This window comes from Cellulomonas fengjieae, from assembly GCF_018388465.1.
GTDB classification, from domain to species: Bacteria; Actinomycetota; Actinomycetes; order Actinomycetales; family Cellulomonadaceae; genus Cellulomonas; species Cellulomonas fengjieae.
In genome coordinates this window covers 374,099-391,853 of sequence record NZ_CP074404.1, presented here as the reverse complement: position 1 = coordinate 391,853, position 17,755 = coordinate 374,099, and the positions used below count along the sequence as shown (strand labels likewise).

The window sequence follows — 17,755 nt, the reverse complement described above, 5'->3', positions numbered from 1 at the left end:
GAGCCTACGGCCGAGCGTCGCGTGGGTGGGTGGGTCAGGGGGTGGGTTGCTGGCGGAGCCACTGGGCCGGGTCGGCGAGGAGGCGGGCGAGGGCCGCGAGGGCGCCGCCGGTCATCGCCGGGTACTGGCCGGCGCGTGCGGGCGAGACCTGCAGCGGCGACCAGGGCGCGAAGATCACCAGCTCGTCGAGCCGGGCGGCCACCTCGTCGTGCACGTGGTCGAACAGCTGGCCGAAGGTGCCGCCGAGCACCACCTCGCCGACGTCGACCACGTTGGCCACCGACGCGAGCGCGACGCCGAGCGCCCGAGCAGCCTGGGCGACGGCGGCGGACGCGCGTGCGTCGCCGGTGGCCAGCGCGTCGAGCAGCGCGTCGAGCCGGGCGGTCTGCGGCAGCCCGGCCGCCCGCAGCATCGCGTCCTGACCGGCCAGCGCCTCCAGGCTGCCGTCGGACGCGCGCGGCCCGCGGAAGGCGTCGACGACGATGTGCCCGATCTCGCCGCTCCAGCCGTGCCGGCCGGGGACGATCTCGCCGTCGAGCACGATCGCGCCACCGATGCCGACCTCGCCGGACACGTAGGCGAAGCTCGGCGAGCCGCCGCGGGCGTGCGCCTCCGCGCGCGCGGCCAGGTTGGCCTCGTTGGCGACGCGCGGCGGGAGGGCCGCCAGCGCGGGGTGCGCGGACACGGCCGCCACCACGTCGACGTCCCGCCAGCCGAGGTTCGGGGCGACGCGCAGCGGCCCGGTGACGCGGTCGACCAGGCCGGGGAGCGCGAGCGCGGTGCCGGCGACGCGGATCCCCCGCGCCTGCAGGTCCTGCACCACCGGGGCGGCCAGGGCGGCCAGCCGGTCCAGGACCGCGCCGGCGTCGGCGCCCCGCAGGTCGTCCAGCTCCACGTGCTCGGCCAGGACGTCACCGGACAGGTCGATCGCGCGGACGCCGAGGTAGTCGACGTTGATCTCCATCCCGACGCCCGCGACGGTCCCCCGCGCGGGGGCGAGCGGGACGGCGGGCCGCCCGGCGCGCTGCGTCTGGGCGGGGTCGAGCTCGCGCACGAGTCGCGCCTCGATGAGGTGGTCGACGAGCCCGGAGACGGTGGCGCGGGCGAGCCCCTCCGCCGCGGCGAGCTGCGCGCGCGACACCGGTGCGGGGGCGTCGACGATGCCGCGCAGGGCCACGCCGAGGTTCTGGTCGCGCATCTGCGCCTGCCGCGCCACCCGCGACGGGTCGCGGTGCTCGGTCGTCGGCATGGCTTGACCCTACCGGCGGGACGGGATAAATTCATCCGGCAAACTAAACCGGATTCATCTCGATGAGGAGACGCGTGATGGCAGCGCAGCCCACCCGTGCAGACAAGTTCTCGTTCGGCCTCTGGACGGTCGGCTGGAACGCCCAGGACCAGTTCGGCTCGGCCACGCGCCCGTGGCTGGACCCGGTCGAGTCGGTCCACAAGCTGGCCGAGCTGGGCGCCGCGCACGTGACCTTCCACGACGACGACGTCGTCCCGTTCGGCTCGGACGCCGCCGAGCGTGACCGGATCCTCGCCCGCTTCAAGGGCGCTCTCGACGAGACCGGCATCACCGTCGAGATGGTCACCACCAACACGTTCAGCCACCCGATCTTCAAGGACGGCGCGTTCACGTCGAACGACCGCCGGGTGCGCCGCTACGGCCTGCGCAAGGTCGTCCGCAACGTCGACCTGGCCGCCGAGCTCGGCGCCGACACCTTCGTGATGTGGGGCGGCCGCGAGGGCGCCGAGTACGACTCCGCCAAGGACCTCAACGCCGCGCACGACCGCTACGCCGAGGGCATCGACACCGTCGCGGCGTACATCAAGGAGAAGGGCTACGGCCTCCGGATCGCCATCGAGCCGAAGCCCAACGAGCCCCGCGGCGACATCCTGCTCCCCACGGTCGGGCACGCGCTGGGGTTCATCTCCAAGCTCGAGCACGGCGACATCGTCGGCCTCAACCCGGAGACGGGTCACGAGCAGATGGCCGGCCTGAACTACACGTCGGGCATCGCGCAGGCGCTGTGGGCGGAGAAGCTCTTCCACATCGACCTCAACGGCCAGCGGTCCATCAAGTACGACCAGGACCTGGTGTTCGGCCACGGCGACCTGTTCTCCGCGTTCGCCACGGTGGACCTGGTCGAGAACGGCTTCCCGTCGGGCGGCCCCCGCTACGACGGCCCGCGCCACTTCGACTACAAGCCGTCGCGCACCGAGGACTTCCAGGGCGTCTGGGACTCGGCCGCGGCGAACATGTCGACGTACCTGCTGCTCAAGGAGCGCGCGCAGGCCTTCCGCGCCGACCCCGAGGTGCAGGCCGCGCTCGAGGAGGCCGGCGTGCTCGAGCTCGCGCAGCCGACGCTGTCTGAGGGCGAGACCCTGTCCGACCTGCTGAACGACCGCTCCGCGTACGAGGACCTCGACGTCGACGCGGTCGGCGCGCGCGGCTTCGGCTTCGTCCGCCTCAACCAGCTGGCCCTCGAGCACGCGCTCGGCGCCCGCTGACCTGTCCCACCCGCACCACTCACTCCCTGCGTCCGAGCAGATGGAGGCCCTGGGCCTCCTCTGCTCGGACGTTGCGGGTTCACCCTGGAGGTAGACCATGGCTCTCGTCGCCGGCATCGACTCGTCGACGCAGTCCTGCAAGGTCGTCGTCCGCGACGCGCAGACCGGAGCCCTCGTGCGCTCCGGGCGCGCGGCCCACCCGGACGGCACGGAGGTGGCGCCCTGGTACTGGTGGGACGCCCTGCAGTCGGCGATCGTCCGGGCGGGGGGCCTCGACGACGTCGAGGCGATCTCCGTCGGCGGCCAGCAGCACGGGATGGTCGCTCTCGACGCGCGGGGCGAGGTGGTCCGTGACGCGCTGCTGTGGAACGACACGCGCTCGGCCCAGGCCGCGCTGGACCTGATCGGTGAGCTGGGCGGCCCGCAGGCGTGGGCCGACGCCGTCGGCTCCGTGCCCGTCGCCTCCCTCACCGTCACCAAGCTGCGCTGGCTGCGGGACGCCGAGCCCGAGAACGCCGCGCGCGTCGCGGCCGTCGCGCTCCCCCACGACTGGCTGACCTGGCGCCTGGCGGGCGCGACCGGGCTCGACGCCCTGGTCACCGACCGCTCGGACGCCTCCGGCACCGGGTACTGGTCCCCCGCCACGGAGGACTACCGGCCGGACCTGCTCCAGCTCGCCCTCGGCCACGACGCCCTGGTCCCCCGGGTGCTCGGTCCGTACGAGCGCGGCCCCCGCACCGCCGGCGGCGCCGTGCTCGGTCCGGGTGCCGGGGACAACGCCGCCGCGGCTCTCGCCCTGGGGCTGCAGCCCGGCGACGTGGCGATCTCGATCGGCACCTCCGGCGTCGTCTCCGCGATCGCGTCGCGGGCCACGGCCGACGGCTCCGGCCTGGTGACCGGCTTCGCCGACGCCACCGGCGCGTTCCTGCCGCTGGCGTGCACCCTCAACGCGTCGCGGGTGCTGGATGCCGCGGCGCGGATGCTCGGCGTGGACCACGCGGGACTGTCCGCGCTCGCGCTGTCCGCACCCGCCGGTGCCGACGGGCTCGTCCTCGTGCCCTACCTGGAGGGCGAGCGCACGCCGAACAAGCCCGACGCGACGGGGGCCCTGCACGGCATGCGGCTGGCCAACACCACGCCGGCGCACCTGGCGCGGGCAGCCGTCGAGGGCATGCTCTGCGCGCTCGCCGACGGCATCGACGCGCTGCGCGCACAGGGGGTCGCGGTCGAGCGGCTGTTCCTGATCGGCGGCGGTGCGCAGTCGGCCGCCGTGCGCGCGATCGCCCCCTCGGTGTTCGGCCTCGACGTCCGCGTGCCCACACCGGGCGAGTACGTCGCCGACGGCGCCGCCCGACAGGCGGCCTGGGTGCTCTCCGGCGACGCGACGCCCCCCGCGTGGAGCTCCGGCACGGAGGCCACCACGTGCACCGGGGACCCGGTGCCGCGGATCCGTGAGCAGTACGCCGCCGTGCGCGAGCTCACGGGCACCCGACCCGCCTGAGCATGACGAGAGCCCGGCACCGTGGGTGCCGGGCTCTCGTGCTGCGTGCTGGGTATGCGTCAGTGCGACGCGTCGTACGCGGCCTTGACCTCCGCGGAGATGCGCCCACGCTCGGAGACGTGGTGCCCGTTCTCCTTGGCCCACTCGCGGATCGCCTGCGCGTCCCCCGTGGAGGAACGCCGCCCGCGGCTGGGGGTCGACCGTGCACCGGTGCGGGCGCCCACCTTGCGGGCGTGCCCGACCCACTGAGCCAGCGCGTCACGCAGCTCGGTCGCGTGATCGGTCGTCAGGTCGATCTCGTACGTGACACCGTCGAGCCCGAACGTCACGGTCTCGTCGGCGGTTCCGCCGTCGATGTCGTCGACCAGCAGGACCTGAACCTTCTGCGCCATTGCGTGCTCCATCTGGCAGATGTGAGGAATGCTGTCGCGTTCACTATCGCACCAGGCGATATGTCCGTCAAACGGGGGGACGAGAATCCTCGGCATTGTTGCGCGAAGCGGCGCGTTCTGCCTCGCGTTCCTCGGCATCCATTTTGGCCAATGCAGCCCGCTCGGTGCGGTCTGCATTCACGAGAGCCCGGATGGCGAACCAGAAGAGCAGGCCGACCCCGATCGAGGGCAGCAGCGCCATCAGCGCGGTGAGCAGCGTGTTCATGAGCTCAGCGGCTTCACGAGCGGGAACAGGATGGTCTCGCGGATACCCAGGCCGGTCAGTGCCATGAGCAACCTGTCGATCCCGAGGCCGAGCCCACCCGCGGGTGGCAGGGCGTACTCGACCGCCGTGAGAAAGTCCTCATCCACGCGCATCGCCTCGTCGTCACCGGCGGCGGCGAGCAGCGCCTGCGCCTCGAACCGGCGGCGCTGGATGACCGGGTCGACCAGCTCGGAATAGGCGGTCGCGAGCTCGAACCCGCGCACATACAGGTCCCACTTCTCGACGACTCCGGGGATAGTGCGGTGATCACGCGTGAGAGGGCTCGTCTCCACCGGGAAATCACGCACGAATGTGGGTGCAAAGAGATGGTCGCCCACCTGGTGCTCCCACAGCTGCTCGACCAGCTTGCCGTGGCTCACCCGCGCGGGGTCGGTCTCGACGCCGAGCTTGTCGGCGTAGGCCAGCAGCGCGTCCAGGCTGGTCTCCGGCGTGATCTGCTCCCCCAGGGACTCCGACAGCGAGCCGTACATCGTCAGCTCGGTCCAGTCGCCGCCGAGGTCGTACTCCTCGCCGTCGGGCATCACCACGACCGTGGTGCCCAGGACGTCCTGGGCGGCGGTCTGCACCAGGTCCTTGGTCAGCGCGGCCATGGTGTTGTAGTCCCCGTAGGACTCGTACGCCTCGAGCATCGCGAACTCGGGCGAGTGCGTGGAGTCCGCGCCCTCGTTGCGGAAGTTGCGGTTGATCTCGAAGACGCGCTCGAGCCCACCCACCAGCGCGCGCTTGAGGAAGAGCTCCGGCGCGATCCGCAGGTACAGGTCGATGTCGAAGGCGTTCATGTGCGTGACGAACGGCCGGGCCGCCGCACCGCCGGGCTGCGTCTGCAGCATCGGCGTCTCGATCTCGATGAAGTCGCGGCGGTGGAAGTTGTCCCGCAGCGAGCGCAGCACCGCGGGCCGCTGCCGGGCCGTCTCGCGGGCCTTCGGGCGCACGATGAGGTCGACGTAGCGCTGCCGGACGCGCGCCTCCTCGGACAGCTCCACGCCGTCGTACAGGTTGGGCAGCGGCCGCAGCGCCTTGGCGGCCAGCTGCCACGAGTCGGCGAGGACGGACAGCTCGCCGCGGCGCGAGCTGATGACGCGGCCGTGCACGAACAGGTGGTCGCCGAGGTCGACGTCGGTCTTGAACGCCGCGAGGCGTTCCTGGCCCACGGCGTCCAGGCTGAACATGGCCTGCAGCCGGTTGCCCTCGCCGTCCTGCAGCGTGGCGAAGCAGAGCTTGCCGCCGATCCGGATGAACACGACGCGGCCGGCCACGCCGACCTCGTCGTCCGTCTCCTGGCCCGGTTCGAGGTCCGGGTGCTCGGCGCGCACCTGCGCGATCGTGTGGGTGCGCGGGACGCCGACCGGGTAGGCCTCGACGCCCGACGCCAGGAGCCGGTCCCGCTTCTCGCGCCGGACCCGGATCTGCTCGGGGGCGTCGTCGGCTGCAGGGGTGCTCTCGGGCGTCTCGCTCACCCCACGATCCTACCGGCGCGCTCCTGTGAGCCCCGGCGACAGATCGAGGGCCAGGTCGAGGATCGGCGACGAGTGCGTGAGGCCGCCGACGGACAGGTAGTCGACCCCCGTCTGCGCCACCTCCCGCGCGCGGTCCAGCGTGAGGTTGCCGGTCGCCTCCAGCTCGACGCCGTCCGCCGTGGCGCGCACCGCCGCGACGACCTGGGCCAGCAGCGGCGTCGCCATGTTGTCCAGCAGCAGGAACCGCGCGCCCGCGGCGACCGCCTCGAGCGCCTGGTCCAGGGTGTCCGCCTCGACCTGGACGGTCACGTCGGGGAACCGTTCCCGGACCGCCGCGATCGCCGCCGACACCGATCCCGCCGCCACCACGTGGTTGTCCTTGACCATCGCGACGTCGAACAGGCCCATGCGCTTGTTGGTGCCACCGCCACAGCGCACCGCGTACTTCTCCAGCGCGCGCAGGCCGGGGGTCGTCTTGCGGGTGTCGAGCACCTGGGCGCCCGTGCCGTCGAGGGCGTCGGCCCAGCGGCGGGTGTGGGTGGCGACGCCCGAGGCGCGGGAGGCCAGGTTGAGCAGCGTGCGCTCGGCGACGAGCAGCACCTGCACGGGGCCGCGCAGCACCGCCAGCACGTCTCCCCGGGCCACGCGGGTGCCGTCGGGGACGCGCTGGTCCACGGTCGGGACCGGCAGCCCGAGCCGGCCGGCCACCTGCGCGACGACCTCGGGCACCACCACGAGGCCCGCCACCACACCGTCCTGACGCGCGACGAGGTCGGCGGCGCCGGTCGCATCGGGCGGGATCGTGGCCTGCGTGGTGACGTCCCGACCGGGCTCCAGGCCCAGGTCCTCGTCGAGCGCCACCGCGACCGTGCGGGCGATCCAGGCAGGGTCCAGGGCAGCAGTCGGCGCGATCACGGCGTCACGCTACCGGCCGCGGACACGACCGAGGCCCGCGCCCGGAGGGGGGACGCGGGCCTCGGTGCCGGCCGTCAGCGCGTGCGCACGGGTGCGCTGGTGCTGGCGCTGACGTTGGCGGCGTCGCTGGGGACGAACGTCGCCGTGTACGTGTGCCGGCCCGACGGGACCGTGCCGACGGCGATCCCCAGCACCACCTTCAGGCGCTTGACGACCGTGCCGCCCTCACGGATCTCGACGGTGCCCGACGGCGCCTTCCCGTTGTCCGCGGCGACGGTGACCACCGCGAACGACGGGATGAACAGGAAGCCGGGGGTCACCGTGAGACCGGTCGTCGTGGTCACCTTGGCCACCACGACCGTCACCGGCGCCGACTCCGAGCCCGTCACCCCGGCGTCGCCGGCGAACCGGGCGACCACCTGGTAGCTACCGGCCGGCGTGGAGGCCGGTAGCCGCAGCGTGGCCGTGCCGCCCTGCAACGTCCCCGTGCCGAGCACCGTGGTGCCCGAGACGAACTCGACCGTCCCCGCGACCGGCACGTCGGCCGTCACGGTCGCGGTGAGCACCACCCGGCTGGAGGAGCCGAAGACCTGGCTCGACCGGGAGGCCGTCAGCGTGGTGGTGGACGACGGGATGGTCGGCTCGGCCTCGACCAGCCGCACGACACCCCAGCGCGCGGTGCTCTGGTACCCCGCGCCGGTGGGGTCGGCCCAGTTGTGGATCGAGGTGCGGGCGCCACCACTGGCGTCGTTCACCTGGAAGTCCACGCCGTGGAAGCTCCCGGCGCCACCGTCCTCGAGCAGGCTGATGGACGCCTCGACCACGTAGCCGGTCTCGGTGAGCCGGGTGGCGCTGACCACCCGGTTGCGCTGGAACGCCTCGTCACCGGTGCCGAACGAGACCGCGTTGGCGGCGCTGATCCGGATCTGGGTGTCGTCGTACCGGTAGGCGCCGTTCTTGTAGTTGCCGGGGTCGACGTAGATCTCGACGGAGTCCTGGATCCACGGGTCGGAGCCCGAGACGTCCACGACCGGGTCGGTGACCTCGGCGAGCACGAACAGCGTGTTGTCCTGCCACAGCGTGCGGACCTCGGCCACGGCGCCGCCGGTGCCGTTGGTCTGCTTTTCCGTGCGGACGGTGCCCGCGTCGGCCCAGGCGGCGTCCTCGTCGCCGTCGATCGCCGGTGCCGTGCCCGCCTCGGTGACCTCGGCGTACGACAGCGGCTCGACGAGCGTGAGGTTGCCGATGGCCCCCGGCGTGTTCCACGGCGTCGTCTCGGTGCCGTCCGTGACCCGGATGTCGAAGGGCACCGTGCCGCCCTCCGCCACGGGGGTGGCCAGCGGCAGCCGCACGACGGCCGAGTAGCCGCCCTCGCGCTCCGTGACGACCCCCTCGACGTCGCCCGACCCGTCCCGCGCGAAGGTGACGGTCCGGCCGGCGTACTCGATCTCGATGCCGTCGGACGCCTCCACGGTGGCGTCGTCCACCTGCACGAACGCCGTCAGGTGGTCCGGTGCCCAGCGGAGCTGGAACGCGGTCCCGGCGTCGATCGTGTGCAGCGGCAGCTGCGACCACCGCAGGTCGGTCGTGACGTCGTCGTCCAGGGGGACGTCGTCCTGGAAGACGTTGGCCGCACGCTGCCGGGCCGGGAGCTCGGCATCGACGATCCCGTAGTAGGCGGGCTTCGCCTGCAGGAGGTCGTCGAAGACCAGGGGTGCCCCGGCGTCCGCACGCCAGCTGCGTCCGTCGGTCAGGCCCCAGACGGTGACCGAGAACAGGTCGTCGGCGTGCTCCCGGAAGACCCGGAACGCGTCGCGGTAGTAGTACCCCTGCTCGATGAGCTTCCCGTCCGTCACCGGGGTCCCGGTCGTGACGTCGAGCTCGGTGACCGCCTGCGTCAGCCCGAGGTCCTCGAACGCGACCAGCGCCGCCTCGAGCGCCTCGACGGGCATGGCCAGGCTCACGTGGAACTGGTGGCCCACGCCGTCGACCGGCACGCCGCGGGCGAGCAGCCGCTCGACCAGCGCGTGCAGGCGGGCCTGCTTGCCGCCCTGCTCGGTGTTGTAGTCGTTGATGAACAGGGTGATCGGCCGGTCGGTGCCCGCCGCGGCGTACTCGTCGTTGAAGGCCTCGTCCGCGTACTGGAAGGCGAGGTCGATGAAGTCCTCGCCCAGGATGCGGAACCACTCGCTGCGGCGCAGCCCGTCGGCGAACTCGCCGCCGTCGTTGACCACCTCGTTGACCACGTCGAAGGCCACCAGCGGGTTGGTGTCGCTGCCGAACTCGCCGTAGGTGTCGCTCAGGTGCTGCGCGACGTCGAAGATGTGCGTCCGCAGCCGGTCCCTGAGCACCTGCTGGTCCGCCGCGCTCGTGGTCAGCGGCGCGCCGGCCGCGTCCTGGAAGAACCAGGCCGGGGTCTGGCTGTGCCACACGAGGGTGTGGCCGTAGACGCGCACGTCGTTGTCCTGCGCGTACTGCATGAGCGCGTCGGCCTCGGGGTGCGGGGTGAACGTCTGCTCGGCGTCGTACCAGGCCTCCGGCTTCATGTAGTTCTCGGAGGTGACCTGGTCGAAGTGCCTGAGCAGCAGCTCCGACGGCGCCCCGGTCAGCTCACGGCTGTCGATCGCCGCGCCGACCGCGAAGTCGACGGTGTCCTTGATGGGCGTCAGGTCCTCGACCTGCAGCGGGTCCTGGACCTTGACCTCGATGTCGTCGACGAGGAAGTCGGACGTGTTGCCGGTGTCCCCGCCGTCGTACGCGGTCTCGAAGTACAGCAGCGCCGAGTCGGCCGCCGCCATCTGGAAGTTCCCGGAGACCTGGACCCACTCGCCGTCCGACATGCCGGTGAACTGCGCGATCGTGTCGTAGGACGTGCTGTCGCCGACCGTCCGGGCCATGCTCAGCCAGATGTCGTCGACGGTCTGCCCGGGCGCGAACCGCAGCCACGCCGAGTACTCGTAGCGGGTGCCGGGGATGAGCACGCCGGTCGCGTCGAAGCCGATGCCGTGGCCCTGGGAGGTCCGCTCGGTCAGCAGCGCGGCCTGCGCGCCGCCGTGCGCGTACTCGTCGGTGACGGCGAGGGTGCCCTGGCCCGTGTCGGTGGCCCGCGGGGCCCAGCCCTGCAGACCGTCCTCGAAGTCGGCGCTGATCACGGCGGTACCCGGCGGCTGGCTGGGCGCGAGCGTGACGGCGGGCAGCGTGAACGTCCAGCCCGCGTCGAGACGCTCCTGCACCACGGTCCTGGTGGCCGCGACCGAGGCCGCGCGGTTCCCCCCGCCGTCGTGCACGAGCACGAGCTGACCGCTCACCATCGCGGAGCGCAGGTTGGCTGTCAGCGTCGCCTCGTCCTGCGTCTCCCAGTCGCTGATCGTGTTGATGACGGCCAGCGGCTGCATGCCGAGCGCGACGGCCGCATTCTGGTTGGCGGTCGTCCAGACGCCGTTGGCGGCCCGGAAGAACGGGACCTGCGCCGACGGGTCGCCCAGCGCGGTCCGGATGATCGTCAGGTTGTCGGCCAGGTCGGCCGCGACCTCGGCCTGCGTGCCGTCCAAGGGCTCGTACGAGGTGCCGTGGTTGCACAGGGTGTGCCCGTCGGCCACGATCCGCTTCAGGATGTCGGCCCCGCCCGGGGCCTGGATGTTCTGGCCGATGACGCAGAACGTCGCCTGCAGCTCCCGCTCCGCCAGGAAGTCCAGCAGCGCGGTGGTGTCGGCGCCGTTGGGGCCGTCGTCGAAGGTCAGCGCGGCCCGGTCGCCCGTGCCCTGCGCCCCGGTGACGGGCGTGGGCGTCGGGTTCAGCGCGCCACCGGGCAGGACGTCCGGCGTCTCGCCCGGGCCCTCACCGGTGCTGCCGGTGATCACGATGTCGTCGAGCAGGTAGGTGTACGGCGCGTCGAGGGCGCCGGTGCCGACGTACACCTGCAGCGCCGCGGTGTCCGCGTCGGCGGCCACGGTGTACGTGCCCGTGACGGTCGTCCACGCGTCCGCGGTCATCGTGGTGTTGCCCACCCACGTGTACGCCGGCTTCACCACCAGGCGCACCCCGGCGGACCCGGCCGTCCCCGGCGCCAGCCGTGCGCGCATCGACAACGTCAGCTCGGTGCCCGGCTCCACGTCCGTGAACAGGCCGGCGGGGGTCTGGATGCCGTGGAAGTCCTCGGACCGGCCGGCCACCTGGAGGGCGTTGTCGCCCTCCACGTCGACCACCGTGAGCTGCTCGGCGCCGAGGCCGCTGGCCTCCCAGGCACCGAGCGTGCCGTCGGTGAAGTCGGTCGAGATCAGGGTCGTGTCCACCGCAGCCGCCGGCGTCGCGGAGCTGACCACGACGGCGGGGACCGCGGCGAGCACGAGCGCGGTCACCGCGACCCCGATAGTTTCGAGGGGCCGACGTCGAACTCGTGCGTGCCTCATGAACGCTCCTTTGCGCGGGCGAGGACCACTGCTCTGGGATCCTGAGCAGGTTAAGCACGCTCTGGGCGCAATACCAGACCTGGAACTATCGAAAGTTCCGGACATATCGCTGGCGACACCGATAGTGTCGGGGAACGCCTCAGGCGGGCGACGACCGCCGCGAGACCAGCGTCCCGTCCGGGCTCAGCGACATGTCCAGCCGGACCTGCCACGCGTCGACGGGGAGCGGGTGGTCGCTGCGCGCGTGCCCGCCGCGGCTCTCCTCGCGCTCCAGCGCCGCTGCGGTCAGGACCGTGGCCACCTGGTGCACGTTCGTCGTCTCCCACTCGGCCACCTGCGGCGCGGCGAGCCGGCGACCGTCGTCGGTGCGCAGGTGCGCGTCCGTGGGCACGGCCCCGAGCGCGGTCATGGCGCGGCCGAGCCCGTCGCCGGAGCGCAGCGGCCCGGGGCCCTCCGACGCGATCCGCTGCACCCGCGCACGCGCCGCGGCGGCCACGAGCGCCTCGGCACCCGGCCGCGCCACTGGCGCGAGCGGCGGCAGCGCGCCGTCGGTGACCTGGGCGGCGATGTGCCGCGCGGCGCGGGTGGCGAACACGAGGCCCTCCAGCAGGGAGTTCGACGCCAGCCGGTTGGCGCCGTGCACCCCCGTGCACGCCACCTCCCCCACGGCGTACAGGCCCGGCACGCTGCTGCGCCCCAGCAGGTCCGTGACGACGCCGCCCGAGTGGTAGTGCTGCGCGGGCGCGACGGGGACCAGGTCGGTGGCCATGTCGATGCCGTGCTCCAGCAGCCGGTCGTTGATCGTCGGGAACCGCAGCCGGAGGAACTCCGCGTCCAGGTGCCGCGCGTCCAGCCACACGTGGTCCGAACCCGTCTGGGCCATGCTGCGCACGATCGCGTGGGCGACGACGTCCCGCGGCGCCAGCTCGGCCATCGGGTGCACGTCGGGCATGAACCGGAACCCGTCCGTGTCCACCAGCAGCGCACCCTCGCCGCGCACCGCCTCGGACACCAGCGTGAGCTGGCCCTTCACGCCCGAGCCGAGCCACAGGACCGTGGGGTGGAACTGGACGAACTCGATGTCGCCCAGCACGGCTCCCGCGCGCAGGGCCGCGGCGATCCCGTCGCCCGTCGCCTGCACCGGGTTGGTCGACGACCGGAAGACCTGGCCGATGCCGCCGGTCGCCAGCACGACCGCGCGGCCCAGCGCGGCACCGACGCCGTCCCGCTGCCCCTCGCCGATCACGTGCAGCGTCACGCCGCACGCGCGGCCGGGGGAACCGTCCGGTCCCGGCGGACCCGTCAGCACGTCGAGCACGAGCGCGTGCTCGATCACCTCGATGCCCGGGTCGTCGCGCACCGCCTCGATCTGGGCGACCAGCGCCCGGGAGATCTCCGCGCCCGTCGCGTCCCCGCCGGCGTGCGCGATCCGGTCGGCGTGGTGCCCACCCTCGCGCGTGAGCGAGATGCTGCCGTCCGCGCCCGTGTCGAAGACGGCGCCGCGTGCCACGAGCTCGCGCACCCGGGCCGGGCCCTCGGTCACGAGCACCTCGACCGCACGCGGGTCGCACAGCCCCGCCCCGGCGACCAGGGTGTCCTGCAGGTGCGCGGCCGGGGAGTCCTCCGGGTGCAGCGCGGCGGCGATGCCCCCCTGCGCCCAGACGGTCGACCCGGAGGCCAGGACGTCCTTGGTGACGAGGAGGACCCGCGGCACCCGGGTGCGCAGCTCGAGCGCGGCCGTCAGCCCCGCGATGCCGGAGCCGACGACGACCGCGTCGGCCTCGACCGTCCAGCCGGGCTCCGGTGCCGCCAGCCGGGACGCGAGGCGCGTCACCGTCCGACCGTCGCGCGGCCCTCGGCCAGCGGGAGCCCGCTCGGCTCCAGCCCGTCCCATCCGTCCGGGACCTGGCCGGGGTCGTCCCCGACATCCGCGATCCGGTTGGCGTCGTCCACCAGGACGACGTGCGGCTGGTAGGTCCGCGCCTCCTCGTCGGACAGCTGGCCGTAGGCGATGAGGATGACGACGTCGCCCGGGTGCACCAGGTGCGCGGCGGCGCCGTTGATGCAGACCTGCCCGGACCCCGGTTCGCCCGCGATCGCGTACGTGGTCAGGCGGGCGCCGTTGGTGACGTCGACGACGTCCACCTGCTGGCCGGGCAGGATGTCCGAGGCGGCGAGCAGCTCCGCATCGACCGTGACGGACCCGACGTAGTGCAGGTCGGCCGCCGTGACGCGGGCGCGGTGGATCTTGCCGGTCATCATCGTCCGCACGAGCGTGCTCCTCGACGCCGTCACGCGCCCACCTCCACGAGTGCGTTGTCGATGAGCCGTGTGGTCCCGACGGTCGCCGCCACGAGCAGCAGCGCCTCGCCCACGAAGTCCGCGGGCACCTCGGCGAACGTCTCGGGGTCGACCAGGGCGACGTAGTCGACGTCGGTCTCCTGCAGGGCCTGGCGTGCGGCGGCGCGGATCTGCTCGGCGGTGCCGGTGGCCCGCAGCGCGCGGGACAGGGCGAGCGCCCGACGGCGCTCCTCGCCGCCGAGGTAGGCGTTGCGGCTGGACAGCGCGATCCCGTCGTCGTCGCGGACGATCGGCACACCGTGCACCGCGACGGGCACGTCGAGGTCGCGCACCATCCGTCGCACCGCGGCCAGCTGCTGCGCGTCCTTGGCCCCGAACAGGGCGACGTCCGGGCGGGTCAGGTGCAACAGCTTGAGCACCACCGTGAGCACCCCGTCGAGGTGGCCGGGACGGCTCACGCCCTCGAGCACGTCGCCGATGGCCCCCGCGCTGACGCGGACCACCGGGTCTCCGTCCGGGTAGACCACCTGCGGGTCGGGGGCGAACACGACGTCCTCGGGGCGCAGCAGCCCGGGGCCGGACAGCAGCGCGACGTCGCGGTCCAGGTCCCGGGGGTAGCGGGCGAGGTCCTCCGACGGGGAGAACTGCAACGGGTTCACGAAGATCGTCACGACCACCGCGTCGGCCAGCTCGCGGGCCCGGGCGACGAGCGAGAGGTGGCCGGCGTGCAGCGCACCCATCGTCATGACCACCGCGCGCCGGTACGGCCGCGACGAGCCCGGTGCCGGGCGCCCGTCCTGCTCCGCGAGCGCCGCAGCCAGCTCGTCGCGCGTGTGCGCGAGCGTGGGCGTCGAGGTCTGGGTGGTCATTCGTCCTCCTGCGCGGCCGGTCCGCCGTGTGCCGGGCCGGGGTCGTCGGTGATGCCGTCGAGCAGCTGCTGTGCGGCGGTGGGCGAGATGAGGCCCGCCGCGAGCGCCCGCCCCGTGGCGGAGCGGGACAGGGCCCGGTAGGCCGCGACGACGTCGACGGCCCCGCTCTGCGCGGCGAACGCCGTCAGCGCCGCGTCGTGCTCGCGGACCGTCCCGGCGTCCCCCCGCCGCACCGGACCCGTGAGGGCGGCGATCGCGCCCGAACCTGTCGACTCCGCGCGCAGCGCCCCGTCCAGCGCCGCCTCGAGCAGCGGAGCCAGCATGCGGCCGGGATCGGCCACGCCGGCCGCCGCCAGCGCCTGGGCGGCCTGGGCGACGAGCACGACGAGGTGGTTGGCGCCGTGCGCGAGGGCCGCGTGGTAGAGCCCGCGGGCCTCCTCGGCCAGCACCACCGGCTCGCCGCCGATCTCCACGACCAGGGCCTGGCCGATGGGCAGCACCGGGCCGGGCGCCGTCACCGCGAACGAGCAGCCGACCAGCCGGGACAGGTCGAGGGACGTACCGGTGAACGTCATCGCGGGGTGCAGCGCGAGCGGGATGACCCCTGCGGCACGCGCCGGCGCCAGCACGTCGACGCCGAACCGCCCCGACGTGTGCACGACGATCTGGCCGACCTGCCACGCGCCGAGGTCCGCCAGCCCGCGCACGAGGTCGGGCAGGGCGTCGTCCGGGACCGTCAGCAGGACGAGCTCGGAGCGCCGGACCACCTCGGGGACGTCGAGCACGGGCACCCCGGGCAGCAGGGTCTGCGCGCGCTCGCGCGACGCCTCGGAGATGGCCGAGACGGCCACCACCGGGTGGCCGGCCGCGCGCAGGGCGCTGCCGAGCACCGCGCCGACGCGGCCGGGTCCGACCACGCCCACGCCCAGCCGTCCCGGACGGCTCGCCGGGTCCGGTGGGATCACGCGTCCGCTCCGGTGACCGGCGCAGCGGGCACGGCGGGAGCCGCGGGCGTCTCTGGGTCTCGGGGAACCGCGGGTGCCGCGGGCACGCCGACCGCGCGCATCCACTGCTCCGGGGTCGCGGTCGCCCGCGCGCTGCGGGCGCGCTCGGCCTGCTCGTCGAGCAGGGCGGCCGCGACGCGGCCGTCCAGGTGCCGGACGCGCGGGGACACCGGTCCGGGGGTGGAGTGCAGCACGAACGACGCCAGCCCCAGCCGGCGCTGGATCGGTCCCTGCGCGAGCCCGAGCGACTGGGTCCGCTCGTGCGGCACCACGTCGATGCTGCGCCAGAACCGACCCGAGCGGGTCACGAGCGCCCGCTGCGTCACGCGGGCGCCGTGCCGGCGCCAGCCGACGGGGTCCACCCAGCGGGCTCGCCGCGGAGCCGGGGTGAAGCCGCCGTCGTCGTCCCAGCCGCTCATCGCCGCCTCGACGAGGGCCGTCGGGTCGTCGACCCCGAGGTCCGGGAGCACGAGCCACAGCGCGGTCATCGCCTCGCCGCGCGTGGCGACCGGGTGCAGCACCGTGCCGCGCTCCTCGCGCTCGGTGTCGCTGGCGTAGCCGGCCACGTTGATCTCGACCCGCCACCAGTCCGGGCCGCGCCACAGCGGGCCCTGCCGCAGGCGGATCGCCTGCACGCGGCCCGGCGGCACGGTCTGGGCGCGGGCCTCCGTGAGCCCGTGCCGCAGCCGGATGCCGTCCGGGGAGATCGCGGCGCGAAAGTTGGCGCCCTGGTTGATGCGGCTCCACAGGAACGTGACCAGGCCGAAGAGCGGAGCGACGAGGAAGAACGCGGCTCCGAGGTCCTGCGCCGCGATCGCCGTGGCGACCGCGCCCGCCACGACCAGCAACAGCATCGGCACGGTGCCCGACCGCAGGGTCGCCATGACGAGCCTGCCCATGGGCAGCTCGTAGACCTGACGCTCGGGAGCCACCTCGAAGGGCTGCGGCGGCGCGACCGGGGCCGGGGCTGCGACGTCCGGCTCGGCCCCGGGCGCCTGCTCGATCCCGGGCGACGCCGGGGTCACCGGTGCCGCGACCGGCCGGCGCAGCCCCGCGGCGAGCGCCAGCAGCTCCGCACGCAGTGCCTCCGCCTCGGACTCGCGCAGGAACGCGAGCGACACCGCGGACCCGGCACCGCCGGCGACCTCGAGCCGCAGCTCCGCGAGGCCGACGAGCCGCGCGAGCAGCGGCTGGACCACGTCGACGGCCTGCAACCGGTCGAGCCGGGCCTGGCGCTGCTGGCGGAACAGGATGCCGGTGCGCAGGTGGACGGCCTCGTCGGTGACCGCGAACCGCGTCATGCGCCACGCGATCGCCGAGTAGCCGAACCCGATGAGGGCGATCAGCACGATGACGCCGATCAGGACCAGGAACGCTCTGCCCTGCAGCAGGTCGATGGCCTGGTCGAGGTTCTCCCCCACCTGGAACCAGGCGACGGCCAGGACCGCCACCAGGACCTTCCAGCCCTTGAGCGCCGGCGTGACCGGGTGCATGCGCCGCCAGCCGGTGATCTCCTCGTCGCTGGTGGTGTCCAGGTCTGCCGCGTCGTTCACAGCCCCGCCAGCCGCGCCTCGCCGCGCGACGCCATGCGGTCGCGCAGGCGGGCCGCCTCGCGCGGCGGCAGGCCGTCGATGGACGCGCTCGTGGCCGGCGACGCGGTGTGCAGCTGCACGGAGGCGATCCCGAACCGGCGAGCGAGCGGGCCGGCGTTGACGTCGACGTACTGCATCCGGCCGTAGGGCACCACGACGAGCGAGCGGAACACGATCCCCCGCCGCACCAGCAGGTCGTCGGCGCGCTCGGCGTACGCGATCGCGCCCACCTGCCGGCGGACCACCCAGGCGATCCAGGCGCCGAGCACCACGACGAGCGCCGGGAACACCCACAGCCACGCCCCGCCGACGAGGACCGCGAGCAGCACCGTCAGCAGGAGGACCGGTGTCAGCCAGATCGCGGTGACCGTCAGCCGGGCGCCGATGAGCCGACGCGAGACCGGCGTCCACGTGACGTCGGCGGGGTCGAACGGCTCACTCGTGCCGGGCACGGCGTCGGATGTCATGCGGACATC

At 73.8% G+C, this 17,755-nt stretch carries 14 protein-coding genes; 2 read left to right on the top strand and 12 right to left on the bottom strand.

The genetic code is table 11. The features are described 5' to 3' along the window. Positions 1–34: 34 nt before the first annotated feature. Entirely contained in the window at positions 35–1,249 is a 1,215-nt protein-coding gene (locus KG102_RS01830; RefSeq protein WP_208289572.1) for an ROK family protein, read from the bottom strand. 77 nt (positions 1,250–1,326) lie between these two features. Between KG102_RS01830 and xylA the strand changes: the two genes are divergently transcribed. Next, the gene (xylA, locus tag KG102_RS01825; protein WP_208210160.1) at positions 1,327–2,514 is read left to right on the top strand and encodes a xylose isomerase; all 1,188 of its coding nucleotides are present in this window, start codon (positions 1,327–1,329) and stop codon (positions 2,512–2,514) included. A gap of 97 nt (positions 2,515–2,611) precedes the next feature. Continuing rightward, on the top strand, positions 2,612–4,015 hold the full coding sequence (gene xylB, locus KG102_RS01820; protein ID WP_208210161.1) for a xylulokinase: 1,404 nt from the start codon (positions 2,612–2,614) through the stop codon (positions 4,013–4,015). 59 nt (positions 4,016–4,074) lie between these two features. On the opposite strand, the gene KG102_RS01815 is transcribed toward xylB, so the two are convergent. The 11 genes from KG102_RS01815 to KG102_RS01755 form a co-directional block, all read right to left on the bottom strand. Continuing rightward, positions 4,075–4,407, bottom strand: coding sequence for a histone-like nucleoid-structuring protein Lsr2 (locus KG102_RS01815; RefSeq protein WP_208210162.1), 333 nt, complete (start codon positions 4,405–4,407; stop codon positions 4,075–4,077). Between the two features lie 67 nt (positions 4,408–4,474). Then, entirely contained in the window at positions 4,475–4,672 is a 198-nt protein-coding gene (locus tag KG102_RS01810) for a hypothetical protein (RefSeq protein WP_208210163.1), read from the bottom strand. Next, positions 4,669–6,189, bottom strand: a complete 1,521-nt coding sequence (gene lysS / locus KG102_RS01805; protein WP_208289573.1) for a lysine--tRNA ligase — start codon at positions 6,187–6,189, stop codon at positions 4,669–4,671. The genes KG102_RS01810 and lysS overlap by 4 nt, the downstream gene beginning before the upstream one ends. A 9-nt stretch (positions 6,190–6,198) precedes the next feature. Then, the gene (gene nadC / locus KG102_RS01800) at positions 6,199–7,104 is read right to left on the bottom strand and encodes a carboxylating nicotinate-nucleotide diphosphorylase (RefSeq protein ID WP_208289574.1); all 906 of its coding nucleotides are present in this window, start codon (positions 7,102–7,104) and stop codon (positions 6,199–6,201) included. A 74-nt stretch (positions 7,105–7,178) separates the two neighbouring features. Beyond that, positions 7,179–11,462, bottom strand: a complete 4,284-nt coding sequence (locus tag KG102_RS18695) for an endo-1,4-beta-xylanase (RefSeq protein WP_249667427.1) — start codon at positions 11,460–11,462, stop codon at positions 7,179–7,181. A gap of 190 nt (positions 11,463–11,652) precedes the next feature. After that, positions 11,653–13,407 (bottom strand): L-aspartate oxidase, encoded by a 1,755-nt coding sequence (locus KG102_RS01780; RefSeq protein WP_208289575.1) that lies wholly within the window; start codon positions 13,405–13,407, stop codon positions 11,653–11,655. Next, positions 13,344–13,775, bottom strand: a complete 432-nt coding sequence (gene panD / locus KG102_RS01775) for an aspartate 1-decarboxylase (RefSeq protein ID WP_208289663.1) — start codon at positions 13,773–13,775, stop codon at positions 13,344–13,346. Before panD ends, KG102_RS01780 begins: the two co-directional genes overlap by 64 nt. A gap of 29 nt (positions 13,776–13,804) precedes the next feature. Next, complete coding sequence (gene panC / locus KG102_RS01770) at positions 13,805–14,683, bottom strand: pantoate--beta-alanine ligase (RefSeq protein WP_208289576.1); 879 nt, start codon at positions 14,681–14,683, stop codon at positions 13,805–13,807. Then, the gene (locus tag KG102_RS01765) at positions 14,680–15,645 is read right to left on the bottom strand and encodes a Rossmann-like and DUF2520 domain-containing protein (RefSeq protein ID WP_208289664.1); all 966 of its coding nucleotides are present in this window, start codon (positions 15,643–15,645) and stop codon (positions 14,680–14,682) included. Before KG102_RS01765 ends, panC begins: the two co-directional genes overlap by 4 nt. Next, entirely contained in the window at positions 15,645–17,240 is a 1,596-nt protein-coding gene (locus KG102_RS01760; protein WP_249667424.1) for a PH domain-containing protein, read from the bottom strand. Before KG102_RS01760 ends, KG102_RS01765 begins: the two co-directional genes overlap by 1 nt. Then, positions 17,237–17,746: a PH domain-containing protein gene (locus KG102_RS01755; protein WP_208289577.1), complete on the bottom strand. Its 510-nt coding sequence runs from the start codon at positions 17,744–17,746 to the stop codon at positions 17,237–17,239. Before KG102_RS01755 ends, KG102_RS01760 begins: the two co-directional genes overlap by 4 nt. Positions 17,747–17,755 lie beyond the last annotated feature (9 nt).